Origin of the sequence: Citrobacter sp. wls710, from assembly GCF_005281115.1 — a bacterium.
GTDB classification, from domain to species: Bacteria; Pseudomonadota; Gammaproteobacteria; order Enterobacterales; family Enterobacteriaceae; genus Citrobacter; species Citrobacter werkmanii.
The window spans coordinates 115,698-135,332 of sequence record NZ_SZXD01000058.1 but is presented as its reverse complement, the minus strand read 5'-3'; the positions used below and the strand labels follow the sequence as shown (position 1 = coordinate 135,332).

General features: G+C 52.1%; 17 protein-coding genes and 2 pseudogenes. 16 read left to right on the top strand and 3 right to left on the bottom strand.

Translation table 11 applies throughout. From position 1 onward, the window contains the following. Positions 1-53 precede the first annotated feature (53 nt). The 7 genes and pseudogenes from FDX14_RS22160 (at position 54) to FDX14_RS22130 (ending at position 5,930) form a co-directional block, all read left to right on the top strand. Positions 54-659: a CDP-alcohol phosphatidyltransferase family protein gene (locus FDX14_RS22160; protein ID WP_137350300.1), complete on the top strand. Its 606-nt coding sequence runs from the start codon at positions 54-56 to the stop codon at positions 657-659. Next, positions 656-1,573 carry a phosphatidate cytidylyltransferase gene (locus tag FDX14_RS22155; RefSeq protein ID WP_042308212.1) on the top strand — a complete coding sequence of 306 codons (918 nt, stop codon included), beginning with the start codon at positions 656-658 and terminating at the stop codon, positions 1,571-1,573. Before FDX14_RS22160 ends, FDX14_RS22155 begins: the two co-directional genes overlap by 4 nt. Positions 1,574-1,576: 3 nt before the next feature. Continuing rightward, positions 1,577-2,218 carry a lysophospholipid acyltransferase family protein gene (locus FDX14_RS22150; RefSeq protein WP_137350261.1) on the top strand — a complete coding sequence of 214 codons (642 nt, stop codon included), beginning with the start codon at positions 1,577-1,579 and terminating at the stop codon, positions 2,216-2,218. After that, positions 2,211-3,971: a bifunctional alpha/beta hydrolase/class I SAM-dependent methyltransferase gene (locus tag FDX14_RS22145; RefSeq protein ID WP_137350260.1), complete on the top strand. Its 1,761-nt coding sequence runs from the start codon at positions 2,211-2,213 to the stop codon at positions 3,969-3,971. Before FDX14_RS22150 ends, FDX14_RS22145 begins: the two co-directional genes overlap by 8 nt. After that, positions 3,961-5,263 (top strand): annotated as a pseudogene (locus FDX14_RS22140) (phosphatase PAP2/dual specificity phosphatase family protein). Before FDX14_RS22145 ends, FDX14_RS22140 begins: the two are co-directional and overlap by 11 nt. Further along, positions 5,239-5,640: a hypothetical protein gene (locus FDX14_RS22135; RefSeq protein ID WP_079224061.1), complete on the top strand. Its 402-nt coding sequence runs from the start codon at positions 5,239-5,241 to the stop codon at positions 5,638-5,640. Before FDX14_RS22140 ends, FDX14_RS22135 begins: the two are co-directional and overlap by 25 nt. 98 nt (positions 5,641-5,738) lie before the next feature. Continuing rightward, the gene (locus FDX14_RS22130; RefSeq protein ID WP_042308220.1) at positions 5,739-5,930 is read left to right on the top strand and encodes a hypothetical protein; all 192 of its coding nucleotides are present in this window, start codon (positions 5,739-5,741) and stop codon (positions 5,928-5,930) included. Positions 5,931-5,972: 42 nt separating this feature from the next. Here the strand turns inward: FDX14_RS22130 and azoR are convergent, their stop codons facing one another. Further along, entirely contained in the window at positions 5,973-6,578 is a 606-nt protein-coding gene (gene azoR, locus FDX14_RS22125; protein WP_006684422.1) for an FMN-dependent NADH-azoreductase, read from the bottom strand. Positions 6,579-6,779: 201 nt separating this feature from the next. Here azoR and hrpA point away from each other — a divergent pair, with 201 nt between their 5' ends. The 3 genes from hrpA (at position 6,780) to aldA (ending at position 13,199) form a co-directional block, all read left to right on the top strand. Further along, a complete protein-coding gene (gene hrpA, locus FDX14_RS22120; protein ID WP_137350259.1) occupies positions 6,780-10,682 on the top strand; it encodes an ATP-dependent RNA helicase HrpA in 3,903 nt (1,300 codons plus the stop codon). Between the two features lie 80 nt (positions 10,683-10,762). Next, entirely contained in the window at positions 10,763-11,560 is a 798-nt protein-coding gene (locus FDX14_RS22115) for a YdcF family protein (RefSeq protein WP_170973611.1), read from the top strand. A gap of 199 nt (positions 11,561-11,759) precedes the next feature. Beyond that, positions 11,760-13,199, top strand: coding sequence for an aldehyde dehydrogenase (gene aldA, locus FDX14_RS22110; RefSeq protein ID WP_137350257.1), 1,440 nt, complete (start codon positions 11,760-11,762; stop codon positions 13,197-13,199). Positions 13,200-13,285: 86 nt separating this feature from the next. Here aldA and gap read toward each other — a convergent pair whose 3' ends face one another. Further along, a complete protein-coding gene (gene gap, locus FDX14_RS22105; protein WP_137350256.1) occupies positions 13,286-14,287 on the bottom strand; it encodes a type I glyceraldehyde-3-phosphate dehydrogenase in 1,002 nt (333 codons plus the stop codon). Between the two features lie 189 nt (positions 14,288-14,476). Here gap and cybB point away from each other — a divergent pair, with 189 nt between their 5' ends. From cybB to FDX14_RS25550, 4 genes and pseudogenes are all read left to right on the top strand, one after another. After that, the gene (gene cybB / locus FDX14_RS22100) at positions 14,477-15,007 is read left to right on the top strand and encodes a cytochrome b561 (RefSeq protein WP_042308232.1); all 531 of its coding nucleotides are present in this window, start codon (positions 14,477-14,479) and stop codon (positions 15,005-15,007) included. 243 nt (positions 15,008-15,250) lie between these two features. After that, positions 15,251-15,670: a translesion error-prone DNA polymerase V autoproteolytic subunit gene (locus FDX14_RS22095; protein WP_137350255.1), complete on the top strand. Its 420-nt coding sequence runs from the start codon at positions 15,251-15,253 to the stop codon at positions 15,668-15,670. A 2-nt stretch (positions 15,671-15,672) separates the two neighbouring features. Further along, entirely contained in the window at positions 15,673-16,938 is a 1,266-nt protein-coding gene (locus FDX14_RS22090; protein WP_137350254.1) for a Y-family DNA polymerase, read from the top strand. A 265-nt stretch (positions 16,939-17,203) separates the two neighbouring features. Then, positions 17,204-17,290: pseudogene (locus tag FDX14_RS25550) on the top strand (SAM-dependent methyltransferase); the annotation flags it as partial. Between the two features lie 56 nt (positions 17,291-17,346). Here FDX14_RS25550 and FDX14_RS22080 read toward each other — a convergent pair. Continuing rightward, complete coding sequence (locus FDX14_RS22080) at positions 17,347-17,541, bottom strand: hypothetical protein (protein WP_042308241.1); 195 nt, start codon at positions 17,539-17,541, stop codon at positions 17,347-17,349. A 584-nt stretch (positions 17,542-18,125) separates the two neighbouring features. On the opposite strand from FDX14_RS22080, the gene FDX14_RS22075 reads away from it, so the two are divergent. Beyond that, positions 18,126-18,401, top strand: coding sequence for a metal/formaldehyde-sensitive transcriptional repressor (locus tag FDX14_RS22075; protein WP_003833178.1), 276 nt, complete (start codon positions 18,126-18,128; stop codon positions 18,399-18,401). Positions 18,402-18,433: 32 nt separating this feature from the next. Then, positions 18,434-19,552 carry an S-(hydroxymethyl)glutathione dehydrogenase/class III alcohol dehydrogenase gene (locus FDX14_RS22070; RefSeq protein ID WP_038640779.1) on the top strand — a complete coding sequence of 373 codons (1,119 nt, stop codon included), beginning with the start codon at positions 18,434-18,436 and terminating at the stop codon, positions 19,550-19,552. The last annotated feature ends 83 nt before the right edge of the window (positions 19,553-19,635 follow it).

The following is a 19,635-nucleotide window of genomic DNA, read 5'->3' as shown; positions in this document are numbered from 1 at the left end:
GCAGCGATTAATTAATACACTATAGTTCACTCAATTATTATCAAGGAGTGATGATGACGCTTTATCAGATAAAGCCCGCTTTTCAGGCGCTTTTACGCCCATTAATGTTCAGGCTTCATAAAAAAGGCGTCACAGCAAATCACGTTACTCTTGCCGCGATGGCGCTTTCTATTGTCACCGGCGCCGTGCTGGTCGTTTTTCCCCATCCTCAATATTTTATTCTCTTGCCTGGCGTATTGTTTATACGGATGGCGCTTAACGCGCTGGACGGCATGTTGGCGCGTGAATGCAATCAACAATCACGCCTTGGGGCCATTCTTAATGAGAGTGGAGATATTCTTTCCGATCTTGCGCTTTATCTGCCATTTATGCTGCTTCCAGGCAGCAACGGACTGATGGTTATCGTGATGCTGTTCTGTGCGGTGATGACGGAGTTCTGTGGCGTTCTGGCGCAAACGATTAATGGCGTCCGCAGCTATGCCGGGCCGTTGGGTAAAAGCGACAGAGCGCTGGTATTTGGTACGTGGGGGCTGGCGCTCTCGCTTTGGCCGCAGCTAGTGCAGTGGAACAATATCCTCTTTGGGGTAGCCATATTTTTGCTGATCTGGACAGTGATTAACCGCTGTAAAAGTGCATTACGCGAAGAGGGCGTGAAATGATGCTGCTGGAAAAATCCCTCGCGGTTATTTTCGCGCTGTTGTTGGTCGCAACAGCGGTGAATGGTTTGCTGGTGTGGCTACGTCCAGGCAAAGACTGGCGGGAGCTGACGCTACGCATTCGCACCTGGTGGATAATCATCGTACTGTTTTCTCTGGCTATTTTAAGCCCAAACTGGCTGGCGTTAACTTTTTTCGCATTGGTAAGTTTTATGGCGCTAAAAGAGTTTTTGACGCTGACGCCTTCGCGCCAAACCGATCGCATGCCACTGCTGTGGATGTTTATTGCTATCCCGATTAACTACTGGCTGATTGGCATCAATTGGTACGGCATGTTTGTGGTGTTTATCCCGGTATACGCATTCTTATTCTTACCCGTACGAATGGTCATTGCGGGCGATACGCAGGGGTTCTTGCGCTACGCTTCGCAGCACCACTGGAGCCTGATGACCACCGTTTTTGCCTTCAGCCATGTTGCGTTTTTGCTGGTTCTGCCGGATGACGGCAAACAAACCGGCGCATTGCTGGTGCTGTTCCTGGTTGGCTTAACGGAATTCAACGATATCGCGCAGTACCTGTGGGGCAAATCGATTGGGCGGATCAAAGTGATGCCCACAGTCAGCCCTAATAAGACGCTGGCGGGACTGGTTGGCGGCGTAGCGACCACCACGCTGTTGGCCGCGTTGTTAGGACCGTTGATGACGCCGCTAAGCATACCGCTGTCGCTACTGGCTGGCTTTATTATCGGTATTAGCGGTTTTTGTGGCGATGTAGTGATGTCGGCTATCAAACGTGATATTGGCGTGAAGGACAGTGGAACACTGCTGCCTGGCCATGGCGGGATCCTTGATCGGCTTGACTCTCTGATCTTCACAGCTCCCGTATTTTTCCATTTCATTCGCTACTTTTGCTACTAACTTATGCTGAGTTCAATTCTGCGAACGCTGTTTACGCTGTGTATCGTCTGGCCGGTGATTTGGCTGTGGTTGGGGCTGCGTATCAGACATCGGGAGCGTTTGCCCACCCGCGGACCGGCAATTATTGTCGCCAATCACAACAGCCATATGGATGTGTTTGCGTTGCTTTCGCTCTTTCCGCTGCGCCGGCAGTCATTGGTTCATCCGGTGGCTGCCGCTGACTATTTCCTGCGTAATAAAGCAATGGCCTGGTTTGCGCTAAATATTCTCAACATTATTCCTATCTCGCGAAAGGGCGGAGAAACCAATCCGCTGGCGCAGTGTGAACAGGCATTACGCGACGGAAAGATCCTGATCCTCTTTCCGGAAGGGACGCGGGGAGAGCCTGGAAAATTATCGCCGTTGAAGTCAGGGTTATGGCATCTGAGCCAGCACGTACCTGAGGTACCGATTATTCCCGTCTGGCTACGTGGCACAGAATCTGTCATGGCGAAAGGGAATCGTATACCGCTCCCGCTGTTTATTGATGTCAATTTTGGCAGTGCTTTGTATTTTCATGGGGATAAATCTCTCTTCATGGACGGGCTCAGACAGCAACTGTTGCTGTTGGAGCAACAAACTAAAGGATTACATTCGCATGAGTAATACACGCGTACCTGACGAACGTCATTTTGTGACCAGTGACAACACCGAATTGTTTTATCGCTACTGGCCGGCAATTGCCCCTGACGCAGCGCCTAAAGTGATCGTCATGTTCCATCGCGGACACGAACATTCCGGGCGCCTACAGCATATTGTGGATGAGTTAGCGATTCCGGATACCACATTTTATGCCTGGGATGCGCGAGGTCATGGCCATTCTCCGGGCCAACGTGGCTATAGTCCTTCTTTGGCGCGTTCAGTTCAGGATGTCGAAGAGTTTGTGCGTTTCGCCGCCGCAGACAGCCATGCCGCAATGGAAGATGTGGTGGTCGTGGCGCAGAGCGTTGGCGCGGTACTGGCCGCGACCTGGGTACATGACTACGCACCCGCTATTCGTGGACTCGTACTGGCATCTCCGGCCTTCAAAGTGAAATTGTATGTGCCGTTTGCCCGTCAGGGGTTGGCATTGATGCACCAGTTGCGCGGCCTGTTTTTCGTCAACTCTTATGTTAAGGGTAAATACCTGACGCATGACGTCGATCGTGTGGCGAGCTTTAACCTTGATACCCAGATCACCCGGGCTATTGCGGTGAACATCTTGCTGGATCTCTACAAAACGGCGGAACGCATTGTCAGCGATGCCGCCGCCATTACGCTACCAGTGCAGTTACTGGTGTCCGGCGATGATTTCGTTGTGCATCGCCAGCCGCAAATTGATTTTTATCAGCGCCTGAGAAATCCCCTCAAGGAACTGCACGTGTTGCCGGGGTTTTACCACGACACGCTGGGCGAAAAAGACCGGCATCTGGCGTTCGCTAAAATGCGTGATTTCATTTCTACGCTTTACGCTATGCCGCCGCAGCATTTTGATTACAGCAACGAAGATCGCTGGAGCCCTGGCGCCGATACCTGGCGGATGCTCAACGGGGGACCCGCGCCGTATTCTCTCGACGACATTGCGTACCGTGGCCTGCGCTACGGAATGAAGCTTCTGGGCACGCAATCGACGGGCGTTCGTCTTGGGTTTGAAACAGGCTTTGATTCCGGCAGCACCCTGGATTACGTCTATCGCAACCAGCCGCAGGGTAACGGTGCGCTGGGGCGTTTAATCGACAAGAACTACCTGAACAATGTCGGCTGGCAGGGGATCCGCCAGCGTAAGATTCATTTGCAGATGCTGATTAGTAAGGCTGTTGCACAGTTGGATGAGCGGGGTACGTCGGTACATGTGGTGGATATTGCTGCCGGACACGGACGTTATGTGCTCGACGCGCTGGAGGGCGAAAAGGCAGTACGTTCAATTTTACTGCGTGATTACAGTGAACTGAATGTGAATAAAGGTCGGGAAATGATCGCCAGCAGAGGCATGGCTGACATTGCGCGTTTTGAGCAAGGCGATGCCTTCAACCGCGAACAGCTGGCGGCGCTGGAGCCTCGTCCTGCTCTGGGGATCGTCTCTGGTTTGTACGAGCTTTTTCCTGAGAATTCGCTGGTCAAAAACTCTCTGGCCGGGCTGGCAGAGGCGATACCGCCGGGGGGCGTATTGATTTACACCGGGCAGCCGTGGCATCCGCAGCTTAAAACGATAGCCTGGTCGCTGACCAGTCATAAAGACGGCAAAGCATGGGTTATGCGCGTGCGTACACAGGGTGAAATGGATGCGCTGGTCCGCGAAGCGGGCTTTGAGAAGTGTGCGCAGCTGATTGATGAGTGGGGTATTTTTACCGTTTCCATGGCGGTACGCCGTGCTTCCTGAACAGCGTAAAATTATGGTGCAGGCAGTCGGGTGGTTGCTGCTGCTGGCCCCCTTTTTTCCTTACGTACGGCAAGGTGAATCAGTTTACCGCCTGGCAGGATGCTCAATTTCACAACGTTGGCAGCATCGTTTTTACCTGGGAATCTGCCATTCCTTTTATTCCGTGGACCATCATCCCGTACTGGAGTCTGGATCTTTTTTACGGGTTATCTCTGTTTGTTTGCACTACACGTTTCGAGCAGCGTCGACTGGTGCTCCGGCTGGTGCTGGCATCAATAATTGCCTGCGGCGGCTTTTTACTGTTTCCGTTGCAGTTTAGTTTTACGCGTCCTGAGGTGACCGGTGCGGCAGGGTGGCTGTTCGCACAACTGGAACAGTTCGATCTACCCTATAACCAGTCGCCGTCACTGCATATCATACTCTGCTGGCTGCTGTGGCGGCACTTCAGTCGCTATCTGTCCGGCGGCTGGCGCAGGCTATGTGATAGCTGGTTTTTACTGATCGCTATATCCGTGCTGACCACCTGGCAGCATCATTTTATCGATATTATTACCGGTCTGGCGACAGGGATGCTGATTGACTGGCTGGTCCCGGAACAACACCGCTGGCGCTGGTGTAAGCCGGATGCTGCTCGCCTGAGGCTGATGCGTCGTTATCTGTTTGGATCAGCATTATGTTTTATCACCGCCGCATTGCTGACGCCGTGGTTGTTATGGCCTGCGCTGGCATTGCTGATGGTTGCGTGGGGTTACGCTGGATTCGGCGCAGCGGTGACGGCTAAAGATCCGCAGGGCCAACTGCCTCCCGCCGTTTACTGGCTGTCATTACCGTGGCGAGCGGGAATGTGGCTGTCGATGCGCTGGTTTACCCGACGTCTGCCTGCGATAAGCCCGGTGGTGGCTGGCGTGTATCTCGGCTGTTACCCGCACAGCGTGCCTGCGCAAAATGCGGTGCTGGACGTGACCTTTGAGTTTCCACGTGGTCGTGCGACGGCTTCGCGTGTTTATCACTGCGTACCGATGCTGGATTTAGTGATCCCGAATGAATCCGAACTGCAGCAGGCGGTGAATACGCTGGAGACTCTGCGTGAGACGCAGGGCTCGGTGCTAGTTCACTGTGCCTTAGGTCTCTCGCGCAGTGCGATGGTGGTTGCGGCGTGGTTGTTACGTTACGGTCATGCGGCGACGGTAGGGCACGCCGTGGCGCAGATTCGGGCGAGTCGGCCACAGGTGGTACTGACAGATAAACATCTGGAGATGCTGCAACAATGGCAACAGAAAGTGACGACGTAACAGAAAGTGAAGATCTTCAGAGTGGTTTGTTGCGACATACGTTAGCGAGCTGGCGCTTCATCCTGCTTTTTTCCCTGCCGCCGCTGGCGTGGGTGCTTTTTGTCGCGCCGCCAGGAATACTGCGAGCCGTTATCGCCCTGTTATGCGCCATAGTCTGGTTTGGCTGTTGGCGATTATGGCTCGACGAACGTTATTTTTCGCTGATCACCGCACAAAACAATACGCAGGCTGGAGAGGCGCTGTACTTTATCTGGCAACGTGAACGACTGAAGACACTCACGCTGGCCGATCGCCAGTCAGGCGCATTAAAACAGTATCGACATACGCTCTGCATGGTTGCGGTTCAGTGGGCTTTCTGGCTCGTGCAGTTGGTATAGCATTCATTCGGATTATTCATCGACATCGCAATAGTTGCCACACGGCATCAAACTGATGTTGATATAGTTCAACACCGGTCGCGTCGTGGAGTGAAATCATGTGGCTTCTCAAGTGGTATGTCTGGAATCGTTGGGTGTTCAAGCTGTTAAGCCGGGATGTCGCGGAGCCGGAACAATTTTTACTTCATTGCTGGGAAGAAAATCTGGCGAAGTGCAGGGAATATGCCACCATCTGGCGTGATATTAATCGCATTCACGGCAAGCAGGTACATGTGCGGGCAAAGAAGTAGGTACCGAGAATCCCTCCCACCGGATGGTGAGAGGGTGAATTATCAGGCAGCAACCACGCTGTCGATAGCGGCTTTCGCATCGGACTGTGCTTTAGATGCCACTTCCGGGCCGTAAGCGATACCTTCAGCAAAGACAACGTTCACGTCGGTGATACCGATAAAGCCCAGGAACACGTTCAGGTACGGTGTGATCAGGTCAGTCGGCGTATCTTTATGAATACCACCACGGCTGGTCAGCACCACTGCGCGTTTACCGGTCACCAGACCTTCCGGACCTTTCTCGGTATAACGGAAGGTCACGCCAGCACGGGCAATCAGGTCAAAGTAGTTTTTGAGTTGCGTCGGAATGTTGAAGTTATACATCGGCGCGGCGATAACAATCACATCATGCGCTTTCAGTTCAGCGATCAACTCGTCAGACAGCGCCAGCGCTTCTTGCTGACGCGGCGTCAGCGGCGCATCGCTTGGGCGCAGCGCACCCACCAGTTCGCCATCCAGCACCGGAACAGGATTTGCAGCCAGGTCGCGGACGGTGATTTCATCAGCAGAGTGCTTTTCACGCCACTGTTCAACAAAATAATCAGACAACTGACCAGACTGAGAGTACCCTGCCAGAATACTGGATTTAAGAACTAATACCTTGCTCATGGGTGTTTCCTTTTATGTGTTTGAAGGGGTAGTGCCCCGTTGCTTGTTGACACTTTATTCACAATCCTGTCGCAGTGATAGCGCAATATATCGAATCCTATGTTCGAAATTATTGAACAACACATAAAAAGCCCCGATGTGGTACTCTATATCTATCATCTAAAAGAGATTTAACCCGGCAGAACTCTGCCTTTTAACGCTATGACAGAACAACCAAAATTAACCTTCAACATGCTGCAACAACAGCTGGACTCGCTGATGCTGCGCGACAGGCAGCGTTTTGCGCGCCGTTTGCACGGCGTGAAGAAGGTTAAAAATCCTGATGCACAACAGGCCATTTACCAGGAGATGGCAAAAGAGATCGACCAGGCAGCCGGTAAAGTTGTGCTGCGTGAAGCGGCGCGTCCGGTCATCAGCTACCCGGAAAACCTGCCCGTCAGCCAGAAAAAACAGGATATTCTGGAAGCCATTCGCGACCATCAGGTGGTGATTGTGGCTGGTGAGACCGGTTCAGGTAAAACCACCCAGTTGCCGAAAATCTGTATGGAGCTGGGACGCGGGGTAAAAGGGCTGATCGGCCATACCCAGCCGCGTCGTCTGGCGGCGCGTACTGTGGCGAACCGTATCGCGGAAGAGCTGCAAACCGAGCCGGGCGGCTGTATCGGTTATAAAGTCCGTTTTAGCGATCATGTTAGTGACAACACCATGGTTAAGCTGATGACGGATGGGATCTTGCTGGCGGAAATCCAGCAGGATCGGCTGCTAATGCAGTACGACACCATCATCATCGATGAAGCGCATGAACGCAGTCTGAACATTGATTTTCTGCTTGGCTACCTGAAAGAACTTCTGCCGCGTCGTCCGGATCTAAAGATTATCATCACTTCGGCGACCATTGACCCGGAACGCTTTTCTAAGCATTTCAACAATGCGCCGATTATCGAAGTCTCTGGCCGAACCTATCCGGTGGAAGTACGCTATCGACCGATTGTTGAAGACGCAGATGACACTGAGCGCGATCAGCTACAGGCAATTTTTGATGCCGTAGATGAGTTAGGGCGTGAAAGTCAGGGCGACATTCTGATCTTCATGAGCGGCGAGCGCGAAATCCGCGACACCGCCGATGCCCTGAATAAGCTGGATTTGCGTCACACCGAAGTGCTGCCACTGTATGCGCGTCTCTCCAATAGCGAGCAGAACCGTGTATTCCAGTCACACAGCGGTCGTCGTATTGTGCTGGCCACCAACGTGGCGGAAACCTCGCTGACCGTACCGGGCATCAAGTATGTGATTGACCCGGGCACTGCGCGTATTAGTCGTTACAGTTACCGTACTAAAGTCCAGCGTTTGCCGATTGAACCGGTGTCGCAGGCCTCTGCCAACCAGCGTAAAGGCCGCTGCGGTCGTGTTTCAGAAGGGATCTGTATTCGTCTGTATTCTGAGGACGACTTCCTGTCGCGTCCGGAGTTTACCGATCCGGAGATCCTGCGTACCAACCTGGCGTCCGTTATTTTGCAGATGACCGCGCTGGGGTTGGGGGATATCGCGGCGTTCCCGTTTGTTGAAGCGCCGGATAAACGCAATATTCAGGACGGGGTGCGCCTGCTCGAAGAGCTGGGGGCGATAACCACCGACGAACAGGCAACCGCTTATAAGTTAACGCCGTTGGGCCGTCAGCTGTCGCAACTGCCGGTGGATCCGCGTCTGGCGCGTATGGTGCTGGAAGCGCAAAAACATAGCTGTGTGCGTGAGGCAATGATCATCACCTCGGCGCTGTCCATTCAGGATCCGCGCGAGCGCCCAATGGACAAGCAGCAAGCTTCCGACGAGAAGCACCGCCGCTTCCATGACAAAGAGTCTGATTTCCTGGCGTTTGTGAACTTATGGAATTACCTCGGCGAGCAGCAAAAAGCGTTGTCGTCAAACCAGTTCCGCCGTCAGTGTAAAGTCGACTTTCTTAATTATCTGCGCGTACGTGAATGGCAGGATATCTACACGCAACTGCGCCAGGTGGTAAAAGAGTTAGGGATCCCGGTTAACAGCGAACCTGCTGAATACCGGGAAATCCACGTCGCATTGTTGACCGGTTTACTGTCGCATATCGGGATGAAAGATGCCGATAAACAGGAGTTTACCGGTGCGCGTAACGCCCGCTTCTCGATCTTTCCGGGCTCCGGTCTATTTAAAAAACCGCCGAAGTGGACGATGGTAGCGGAGTTGGTGGAAACCAGCCGCCTGTGGGGACGTATTGCCGCGCGTATCGATCCCGAGTGGGTGGAGCCAGTTGCGCAGCATCTGATCAAGCGATCATACAGTGAACCGCACTGGGAGCGCGCGCAGGGCGCGGTAATGGCGACAGAAAAGGTCACCGTCTACGGCTTACCGATTGTTGCTGCCCGTAAGGTGAACTACAGCCAGATCGATCCGGCGCTGTCGCGTGAACTGTTCATTCGTCATGCGCTGGTGGAGGGTGACTGGCAAACGCGCCATGCTTTCTTCCGTGACAACCTGAAGCTACGGGCTGAGGTGGAAGAGTTAGAACATAAATCGCGCCGTCGCGACATCCTGGTCGATGATGAGACGCTGTTTGAGTTTTACGACCAGCGTATTAGCCATGATGTGGTTTCTGCCCGCCACTTCGATAGCTGGTGGAAGAAAGTCTCCCGCGAGACCCCGGACCTGCTCAACTTTGAAAAGAGCATGCTTATCAAAGAGGGCGCGGAAAAAATCAGTAAGCTGGATTATCCGAACTTCTGGCACCAGGGCAATCTCAAACTGCGTTTGAGCTACCAGTTCGAACCGGGAGCCGATGCGGACGGTGTGACCGTGCATATTCCGCTCCCACTGCTCAATCAGATCGAAGAGAGCGGTTTTGAATGGCAAATTCCAGGCCTGCGCCGCGAGCTGGTGATCGCCCTGATTAAGTCGCTGCCGAAACCGGTACGACGTAATTTTGTGCCTGCTCCGAACTATGCTGAGGCATTTTTAGGCCGCGTGACGCCGCTGGAACTGCCGCTGCTGGACGCGCTGGAACGTGAACTGCGCCGGATGACCGGTGTCACCGTTGACCGCGATGACTGGCATTGGGATCAGGTACCCGATCACCTAAAAATTACCTTCCGGGTGGTGGATGATAAGAACAAGAAGCTACAGGAAGGGCGTTCGCTACAGGATCTGAAAGACGCCTTGAAGGGTAAGGTTCAGGAAACGCTGTCCGCGGTGGCGGATGACGGTATCGAACAGAGCGGGTTGCATATCTGGAGCTTCGGGCAGCTTCCGGAAAGTTACGAGCAAAAACGCGGCAACTATAAGGTAAAAGCGTGGCCAGCGCTGGTCGATGAGCGTGACAGCGTTGCCATCAAATTGTTTGATAATCCGCTGGAGCAGCAACAGGCCATGTGGTGCGGTTTACGCCGCCTGTTGCTGTTAAATATTCCTTCGCCGATTAAATACTTACACGAGAAGTTGCCTAACAAAGCCAAGCTGGGGCTGTATTTTAACCCGTATGGCAAAGTGCTGGATTTGATTGACGACTGTATCTCCTGCGGTGTGGATCGGTTGATCGACGCCCATGGTGGTCCCGTGTGGACGGAAGAGGGCTTTGCGGCGTTGCATGAGAAGGTGCGGGCTGAACTGAACGATACGGTGGTGGATATCGCGAAGCAGGTCGAACAGATCCTGACCGCGGTGTTTAATATCAATAAACGTCTGAAAGGGCGTGTGGATATGACCATGGCGTTAGGGCTTTCAGATATCAAAGCGCAAATGAGCGGGCTTGTGTACCGCGGATTTGTTACCGGCAATGGTTTCAAACGTCTCGGCGATACGTTGCGCTATTTGCAGGCTATTGAAAAGCGTCTGGAAAAACTGGCCATCGATCCACACCGCGACCGCGCACAGATGCTGAAAGTGGATAGTGTGCAGCAGGCCTGGCAGCAATGGTTCAATAAACTGCCGCCTGCACGCCGTGAAGATGACGACGTCAAAGAGATCCGCTGGATGATAGAAGAGCTGCGCGTCAGCTACTTTGCTCAGCAGCTTGGTACGCCGTATCCTATTTCAGATAAACGTATTCTGCAGGCGATGGATCAGATCACGGGATAACGCGGTGCGGGACTGTAGGCCGGACACGGCGTAGCCGCCATCCGGCCTCTGTACCCGGTAAAGAATAAACACCAGGAGTCATGAATATGAGTCAGTTTCCGACGCTTTCCGCGACCACGCTGGCGGCGATTAATACTGTAGGGCAATGGCTGGCGCAGAGCGATTTTACGGGGGGCATCACGGTTCAGTCAGATTGCGTAATTCTGGCGGGGAACGCGGTGATCCCGACCATCGACGCCGCCTGTCGGATCGCGAAAGACCAACAGGTTCCCTTATTGATTAGTGGGGGCATCGGCCATTCCACGCGCTTTCTGTATGACGCGATTGCCCGACATCCTCGCTACAATATTATTCGAACCACCGGACGTGCAGAAGCGGCGATCCTTGCCGATATCGCTCACCAGTTCTGGCACATTCCGGGGGAGAAGATTTGGGTGGAAGACCAGTCAACAAACTGCGGTGAGAATGCCCGATTTAGCTGTGCGTTACTGAGCCAGGCGACAGAAAGCATTCATACCGTCATTGTGGTACAGGATCCGACCATGCAACGCCGCACGATGGCCACGTTTCAGCGCGTAACCCGCGATGAGCCGCATGCACCGCGCTGGTTGGGTTTCCCGGGATTCGTCCCGGAGTTGGTCCAACAGCGCGACGGCGTGGACTTTGCGCCAACGGTCGAAGGACTATGGTCGGTAGATCGCTATCTTTCGCTCATTACCGGAGAGTTGCCGCGCCTGCGGGACGATGTTAATGGCTATGGTCCCTGTGGCCGCGATTTTATCGTGCATGTGGATATTCCAGGTAACGTTGAGGCAGCCTGGCAGCAACTGAAAAGCGATACCACGTTGTCAGACTTACTGGAGAGCCGCTCTCTGTGATCTCCGCTGCCCGTTTGTAAGCGTTTTGCTGCAAACGGGCATAAATCCCGCCCGTTTTTTCCTTTCATCATCGCTTTGCCAGGCGCTTTTATGAAGCCGCTCACAGAACAGTCACTGTCGTGATAATTCGTCAGGCATGATTGATATTAATTAACAATAGTTTTACTTGTTAAAAACAAATCAATCACAGGAGAAGCGCATGTCAGTACCCGTACAACATCCTATGTATATCGATGGGCAGTTTGTGACCTGGCACGATGACGCCTGGATTGATGTCGTCAATCCGGCCACGGAAGAGGTTATCTCACGTATTCCGGATGGACGTGCCGAAGATGCGCATAAAGCGATAGACGCCGCCCAGCGCGCTCAGCCTGAGTGGGAAGCGCTGCCTGCCATTGAACGGGCGAACTGGCTACGCAAAATATCTGCGGGTATCCGTCAACGCGCCAGCGAAATCAGCGCATTGATAGTGGCTGAAGGTGGGAAAATACAGCAACTGGCCGACGTTGAAGTCGCATTTACCGCCGATTATATCGATTACATGGCGGAGTGGGCACGTCGTTATGAAGGCGAGATCCTGCAAAGCGATCGCCCGGGCGAAAATATCCTGCTGTTTAAGCGCGCTCTGGGCGTGACGACGGGCATTCTACCGTGGAATTTTCCGTTCTTCCTGATTGCTCGCAAACTGGCCCCCGCGCTGTTGACGGGCAATACCATTGTTATTAAACCGAGTGAGTTTACGCCCAACAATGCCATCGCTTTTGCCAAAATTGTTGATGATATCGGCTTGCCGCGCGGGGTATTTAATCTGGTCCTTGGACGCGGTGAAACGGTCGGCCAGGAACTGGCCGGAAACCCGAAAGTCGCAATGGTCAGCATGACCGGTAGCGTTGGCGCGGGCGAGAAAATTATGGCTGCAGCGGCCAAAAACATCACTAAAGTCTGCCTGGAACTGGGGGGGAAAGCCCCGGCGATCGTGATGGATGATGCTGACCTTGAACTGGCCGTGAAGGCAATTGTTGACTCACGGGTGATCAATACCGGACAGGTATGCAACTGTGCCGAACGTGTGTACGTCCAGAAAGGTATTTATGACCAGTTCGTTAATCGCCTGGGGGAAGCGATGAAAGCTGTACAGTTCGGCAATCCGGCTGTGCGCAATGACATTGCGATGGGACCGTTGATTAACGCCGCTGCGCTGGAACGAGTAGAGCAGAAAGTTACGCGAGCGGTGCAGGAGGGGGCCAGAGTGGTGCTGGGCGGTAAGGCGGTAGAAGGCAAAGGCTATTACTATCCACCGACATTACTGTTAGATGTGCGCCAGGAGATGGCGATTATGCACGAGGAGACATTTGGTCCGGTGCTGCCTGTGGTGGCGTTTAATACGCTGGAAGAGGCGTTGACGATGGCCAACGACAGCGATTATGGATTGACCTCATCGATTTACACGCAAAATCTGAACACGGCGATGAAAGCGATTAAGGGGCTGAAGTTTGGCGAAACCTATATTAACCGTGAAAACTTCGAGGCAATGCAGGGCTTCCACGCAGGGTGGCGCAAGTCCGGGATTGGCGGGGCAGACGGTAAACACGGTCTGAACGAATATCTGCAAACGCAGGTGGTTTATCTGCAGTCCTAAGTTTTTAGCCGGGTGAGTTTGTACGTCACCCGGCGCAATTCTTACACTTTGGCGGCTATACCGTTCATTCGACCTCCGCCACAACGTCAGAGCTTGATAAATTTATCCAGCGTACGAATAAGTTGGGTCACAAAACCGTACTCGTTATCGTACCAGGCGACGGTTTTTACCAGTTGCAGATCGCCCACTTCGGTAATCTCGGTTTGTGTCGCATCAAATACCGAACCGAAATGTGAGCCAATCACATCTGACGAGACAATCTCCTCGTCGGTATAGCCAAATGACTCATTATTCAGCGTGGCTTTTTTCAGCGCGTCATTAACCTTTTCAGCGGTAACCTTTTTACCCAATACCGATACCAGTTCCGTGACGGATCCGGTTTTCACCGGTACGCGCTGGGCGTGGCCTTTTAATTTTCCGCTCAATGCCGGAATCACCAGGCCAATCGCTTTCGCCGCACCGGTGGTATGGGGAATGATGTTCTCTGCCGCCGCCCGCGAGGCGCGCAGATCTTTTCCGCGAGGGCCATCTACCAGCGATTGTGTCCCCGTGTAGGCATGGATGGTTGTCATGGTGCCCAGTTGAATACCGAAGTTGTCATGCAGGGCTTTCGCCATCGGCGCCAGGCAGTTAGTGGTGCACGATGCGACAGAGATAATTCGATCGTTCGCATCCATCGTGTCGTCGTTCACGTTAAAAACAATGGTTTTCATGTCCCCGGCAGGGGCGGATATCAGGACTTTTTTGGCCCCTGCGTCCAGGTGCGCGTTGGCTTTTTCCGTTGAGGTATAAAAACCGGTACATTCGATGATGATCTCTGCGCCGGTGGTTTTCCACGGGATATTTTTGGCCTCTTTTTCTGCATAAACAGCGATTTTTTTACCGTCGACAATCAGCGCGTCTTCGGTAAAGTCGATACTCCAGGGAAATGGACCGTAATTTGAGTCGTGTTTTAACAGATAGGCGAGAATTTTGGGCGAGGTCAGGTCATTAATGGCGACGACCTCCACGCTGCTTTTGACCTCCAGTAGTCGACGCAATACCAGACGACCGATACGACCAAAACCGTTAATGCCAATTTTACTCATGGTTTTCTCCTGTCAGGATGAGGCGGTACGACATATTTTCCCTACCAGGCATAGTCCAGTCAGGCATCCGGGGCAATAGCTGTTTTTGCGCTTAAACGTAACTGACTGATAATGGATGAACAAAAATTAATGAATTTTTAACAAAAGCCCGTTATGTTGACGCATTATTATTTTTATTCAGGAAGTGTTATGGGGAATAAGTATTCTGGCCTGCAAATTGGTATTCACTGGCTGGTTTTTTTGTTGGTCATTGTGGCCTACAGCGCCATGGAGTTTCGCGGGTTTTTCCCGCGTAGCTATCGTCCCTTGTTCAACATGGTGCACGTATCCTGTGGCATCACGATTTTAACGCTGATGGTGGCGCGTCTGCTGGTCAGGCTGAAATATCCGGCGCCGCCGATTGTGCCAAAACCGAAACCGATGATGACCGGAATGGCGCATCTGGGGCATCTGGTTATCTATCTGTTATTTATTGCGTTGCCGATTATTGGTCTGGTGATGATGTACAACCGGGGGAATCCGTGGATTGCATTTGGCATTGTCATGCCATATGCGGCAAAAGCCAACCTTGACCTCGTGGAGATGCTGAAGTCCTGGCACGTGACGCTGGCAAACCTGGGCTATTTTGTTATTGGTTTGCATGCCGCGGCTGCCCTGATGCATCACTACTTCTGGAAGGATAATACGCTGCTGCGCATGATGCCGCGTAAGCGTTCCTGACGTAACGCCCCGCAAGTGTGGGGCTTTTTTACCCCTTTCAAATCGAGATACCTTTCGTCCTTATCGTTCCGGTTAAATGAACATCTTCCTCTGCGGAATAAAACAGAAATTATTTTTCCAGATGCGATAAAAGCTTACCGACGAGATGGTTAAACAACACCCAGTTCGCTACTTTCGTCACTTGATCGCCGTCCTCATTAAAACTACTGTATATAAATACAGTTAAGTGAGAGGCCGATTATTATGTTGTTTTTCCAGCCTGCAAAACGTCGACAAACGAAAAATTTTCCCCTGTTCAGCGACCTTGTGCCCTGTGGTTTTCCTTCTCCAGCGCAGGACTACGTTGAGAAAGGTATCGATCTCAATGACCTGCTGGTACAGCATCCCAGCGCAACCTATTTTGTTAAATCATCGGGTGATTCTATGGTCGGGGCGGGGATCGGTGAGGGTGATTTGCTGATTGTCGACAGCGCCAGAAACCCGGCTCATGGAGACATCGTGATTGCCGCCATTGAGGGAGAATTCACTGTTAAACGTCTGCAATTGCATCCAATTGTGATGCTCAGGCCAGAGAACAGAGCCTACACGCCCATCATAATCAGCAGCGAGGATTCGCTGGATATCTTTGGCGTGGTGACGTTTATCGTTAAGGCGGCTGGCTAATTATGTTTGCCCTGGTGGATGTTAATTCGTTTTACGCCAGTTGTGAGATGGCATTCAGGCCCGATCTGAAAGGCAAACCGGTTGTGGTTCTTTCCAATAACGACGGTTGTGTTATCGCCTGTAGCGCGAAGGCTCGGGCGCTTGGCGTGACAATGGGTGCTCCGTACTTCAAACAGAAAGATCTGTTCCGGCGCTACGGCGTGGTGTGTTTTAGTTCCAACTATGAACTGTATGCGGATATGAGCGGCCGGGTCATGTCTATCCTGGAAGACCTCTCTCCACATGTGGAAAGGTACAGTATTGATGAGGCCTTCTGTGATTTGACGGGAGTAAGAAACTGTAGGGATCTGACGGATTTTGGTCTCGAAATAAGGGCCACAATTCTACAGAAAACACGACTTCAGGTTGGCGTTGGCATAGCCCAGACCAAAACGCTGGCAAAACTCGCGAATTACGCCGCCAAAAGATGGCAGCAACAAACCGGCGGAGTGGTGGATTTATCAAATATTGAGCACCAGCGTAAGCTGATGGCCGCACTCCCTGTTGGTGAAGTGTGGGGCGTGGGCCGCCGTATCAGTAAAAAACTGGACGCGATGGGGATTAAAACCGTCCGTGACCTGGCTGATACCGACATTCGTTTTATTCGCAAACACTTCAACGTTGTTCTTGAAAGAACCGTACGGGAATTGCGCGGTGAGTCGTGCCTGGCGTTGGAAGAGTTTGCGCCGGTTAAACAGGAAATCGTCTGCTCACGATCGTTTGGTGAAAAACTCACGGACTATAACGCGATGCGTGAAGCAATTTGCACCTATGCCTCACGTGCGGCGGAAAAGCTGCGCGGTGAGCATCAGTTCTGTCGATTTATCTCTGTGTTTATCAAAACCAGTCCATTTGCCCTAAAGGACCCTTATTACGCTAACAGCGCGTCGGTAAAACTGCTGATCCCGACCCAGGACACACGGGAAATTATGAGTGCGGCAACGCGCAGCCTGGACGCTATCTGGCGAGAGGGGCAACATTATCAAAAAGCGGGTGTGATGTTGGGCGATTTTTTTAGTTCTGGCGTGGCACAACTGAATCTGTTTGATGGCAACGCCCCCCGGCACGGCAGTGCGGAACTGATGAGGGTGATTGATCGGCTGAATAAAAAGGGGCGCGGGACAATCTGGTTTGCCGGACAGGGGATTGAGCAGTCGTGGCAAATGAAACGAGAAATGCTCTCACCTCGCTATACGACGCGTTTTACTGATTTACTGCGCGTGAGGTGAGTATTAATACCGGTTGATTCAAATCTTAATGTATCGATGACGGGTAGTAAAGATAAAGAGCTGGTGGTCGTTCCGGGGGCTAACCGAACTGGAGGCGAGAAGTATTTCGCTAATTATGCCACCCAGAAAAACACTCGACGATTATATCAACAATGAATTCGACCCATCTGACTTGGCTGCAATTTATAACGTGTGTCGCCTGAAGTGTGAGGTGAAATTTAAGAACGCTTGCCACGCCTCTGGTATAGCCATTAAGGGGGGAGTGATGTTACAGCAAACCATTTTGGACGTGTGTTGCGGCCCCCGCATGTTCTGGTTTAACAAACTGGACACCCGCGCCGTGTTCGCAGATACATAGCACAATAAAAAAGCAGGATAATAATCCTGCTTTGATCTGTGGTTTCTTAGTTATTTTCCAGACAGTTTTCTCCAGATACTCTGGCTAATGCCAAAAGCAACAGCTAAGAAAACAAGACCAGACCAACGCTCTATCCCTTGCGCCATCACCAGCATAGCAACTCCGATACATCCAAGAGGAATAGCAGTGATAACAAAAAGAATAATACCCCAAAAAAATTGGCCTGCAGTGGGCTCTTGAGACATGACAACACCTTTAATGAAGGAAACCGTTAACTAACGCGCCATTTTTTATGGTTATTATATAGTTCCATGTAGCACTGAGGCTTCTGTGTTTGCTGTACCTTCCCTGGGCGTGTCTGCTAATTTTACAAAAGTAACTAGTTGTTTCAACTCCTATTTATGGTGGGTGTTATGCTTCCCACGTTTGTCTGCTAAGTCGCGATTAACCAGCCTCTACTCCTGAGTGGGGGTAAATCACGCTGGTGGTTTGAGTGTACAACAGCAAACGATCTGGTTGTTGTGGTCGGCGGCGTGGAATACCCACTAACTTTCACGGTAAACGGTAAAAAACCTGACGCCAACGGGAATGTTACTATCAGCACCGGCACAACTGCTGCTGTAACAGACGTTCGTTTGGGGACGGTGATTTCGACTAACCTCATTTTTAGGAATCCGGGGCGCAGATTTTGGGGGCATAGAAAAGACTTCGTATGTCCGCATATGGTTGATAGCGGCTTAACATAAGTCACTGATATTAAATAAATCTTATATTTTACAATCATATAAAAATTCTGATAGTATACCCCCCTATAGTATCTGGAGGGCGTATGCCACATTCACCTGAAGATAAAAAACGTATCCTCACCCGTGTTCGTCGTATTCGCGGTCAGGTTGACGCGCTTGAGCGCGCGCTGGAGTCCGGCGAACCGTGCCTTGCGATCCTGCAACAAATTGCCGCTGTACGCGGCGCATCCAATGGCCTGATGGGCGAAATGGTGGAGATCCACCTGAAAGACGAACTGGTCAGCGGCGAGACAACGCCAGACCAGCGAGCCGTACGTATGGCTGAAATCGGCCATCTTCTTCGCGCTTATCTAAAATAACACCATCACCTCGCAATAATGGGAAGAGACAAATGAAATCACGTGCAGCAGTTGCATTTGGCCCCGGCCAACCGCTAAAAATTGTCGAAATCGACGTCGCACCGCCAAAGAAAGGTGAAGTTCTGGTTAAAATTACCCACACTGGCGTGTGTCATACTGACGCTTTTACGCTCTCAGGCGACGATCCGGAAGGGGTATTCCCGGCGGTGCTTGGCCATGAAGGCGGCGGTATTGTGGTTGAAGTGGGCGAAGGCGTCACCAGCCTGAAAGCGGGCGACCATGTCATTCCCCTGTACACGGCAGAATGCGGTGAGTGTAAGTTCTGTAAATCGGGGAAAACCAACCTGTGTCAGGCTGTACGCGCCACCCAGGGCAAGGGCCTGATGCCGGATGGCACGACTCGCTTCTCATATAACGGTGAGCCGATTTATCACTATATGGGCACCAGTACCTTCAGTGAATATACCGTTTGCGCGGAGATCTCACTGGCGAAGGTTAACCCGCAAGCTCCGCTGGACAAAGTGTGTCTGCTGGGCTGTGGCGTCACTACCGGGATCGGAGCAGTACATAACACTGCGAAAGTGAAAGAAGGCGATACCGTGGCCGTATTTGGTCTTGGCGGCATCGGCCTGGCGGTGATTCAGGGCGCGGTGCAGGCGAAAGCCGGACGTATTCTGGCCGTTGATACCAATCCGGAGAAATTCAAACTGGCTGGTGAAATGGGCGCGACTGATTTCATCAACCCGAATGATTACGATAAACCGATTCAGGATGTGATTGTTGAGCTTACCGATGGCGGTGTGGACTTCAGCTTTGAATGTATCGGCAACGTTAACGTGATGCGTGCGGCGCTGGAATGCTGCCATAAAGGGTGGGGCGAGAGCATCATCATCGGCGTGGCAGGTGCCGGACAAGAAATCAAAACGCGTCCGTTCCAACTGGTTACCGGGCGAGTCTGGCGCGGTTCGGCGTTCGGTGGCGTGAAAGGGCGCACTCAACTCCCGGGAATGGTCGAAGAAGCGATGAGCGGGAAAATTCAGTTGGATCCGTTTATCACTCATCGCTTACCGCTGGAGCAAATTAACGAAGCATTCGATTTAATGCATCAGGGTAAGTCCATCCGTACCGTTATCCATTTTGGCGATAACTGATTCATTGGCCAGCGGATTTCTCCGCTGGCACTTTCCTGAATTTTTTAGAATTATGTTGTGAAAGTGTGACGAATCCGGCGCTT

Coding starts and splice junctions, on each gene's coding strand:
- FDX14_RS22160 (WP_137350300.1), top strand. CDS start 54: ATGACGCTTTATCAGATAAAGCCCGCTTTTCAGGCGCTTTTACGCCCA.
- FDX14_RS22155 (WP_042308212.1), top strand. CDS start 656: ATGATGCTGCTGGAAAAATCCCTCGCGGTTATTTTCGCGCTGTTGTTG.
- FDX14_RS22150 (WP_137350261.1), top strand. CDS start 1,577: ATGCTGAGTTCAATTCTGCGAACGCTGTTTACGCTGTGTATCGTCTGG.
- FDX14_RS22145 (WP_137350260.1), top strand. CDS start 2,211: ATGAGTAATACACGCGTACCTGACGAACGTCATTTTGTGACCAGTGAC.
- FDX14_RS22135 (WP_079224061.1), top strand. CDS start 5,239: ATGGCAACAGAAAGTGACGACGTAACAGAAAGTGAAGATCTTCAGAGT.
- FDX14_RS22130 (WP_042308220.1), top strand. CDS start 5,739: ATGTGGCTTCTCAAGTGGTATGTCTGGAATCGTTGGGTGTTCAAGCTG.
- azoR (WP_006684422.1), bottom strand. CDS start 6,578: ATGAGCAAGGTATTAGTTCTTAAATCCAGTATTCTGGCAGGGTACTCT.
- hrpA (WP_137350259.1), top strand. CDS start 6,780: ATGACAGAACAACCAAAATTAACCTTCAACATGCTGCAACAACAGCTG.
- FDX14_RS22115 (WP_170973611.1), top strand. CDS start 10,763: ATGAATATGAGTCAGTTTCCGACGCTTTCCGCGACCACGCTGGCGGCG.
- aldA (WP_137350257.1), top strand. CDS start 11,760: ATGTCAGTACCCGTACAACATCCTATGTATATCGATGGGCAGTTTGTG.
- gap (WP_137350256.1), bottom strand. CDS start 14,287: ATGAGTAAAATTGGCATTAACGGTTTTGGTCGTATCGGTCGTCTGGTA.
- cybB (WP_042308232.1), top strand. CDS start 14,477: ATGGGGAATAAGTATTCTGGCCTGCAAATTGGTATTCACTGGCTGGTT.
- FDX14_RS22095 (WP_137350255.1), top strand. CDS start 15,251: ATGTTGTTTTTCCAGCCTGCAAAACGTCGACAAACGAAAAATTTTCCC.
- FDX14_RS22090 (WP_137350254.1), top strand. CDS start 15,673: ATGTTTGCCCTGGTGGATGTTAATTCGTTTTACGCCAGTTGTGAGATG.
- FDX14_RS22080 (WP_042308241.1), bottom strand. CDS start 17,541: ATGTCTCAAGAGCCCACTGCAGGCCAATTTTTTTGGGGTATTATTCTT.
- FDX14_RS22075 (WP_003833178.1), top strand. CDS start 18,126: ATGCCACATTCACCTGAAGATAAAAAACGTATCCTCACCCGTGTTCGT.
- FDX14_RS22070 (WP_038640779.1), top strand. CDS start 18,434: ATGAAATCACGTGCAGCAGTTGCATTTGGCCCCGGCCAACCGCTAAAA.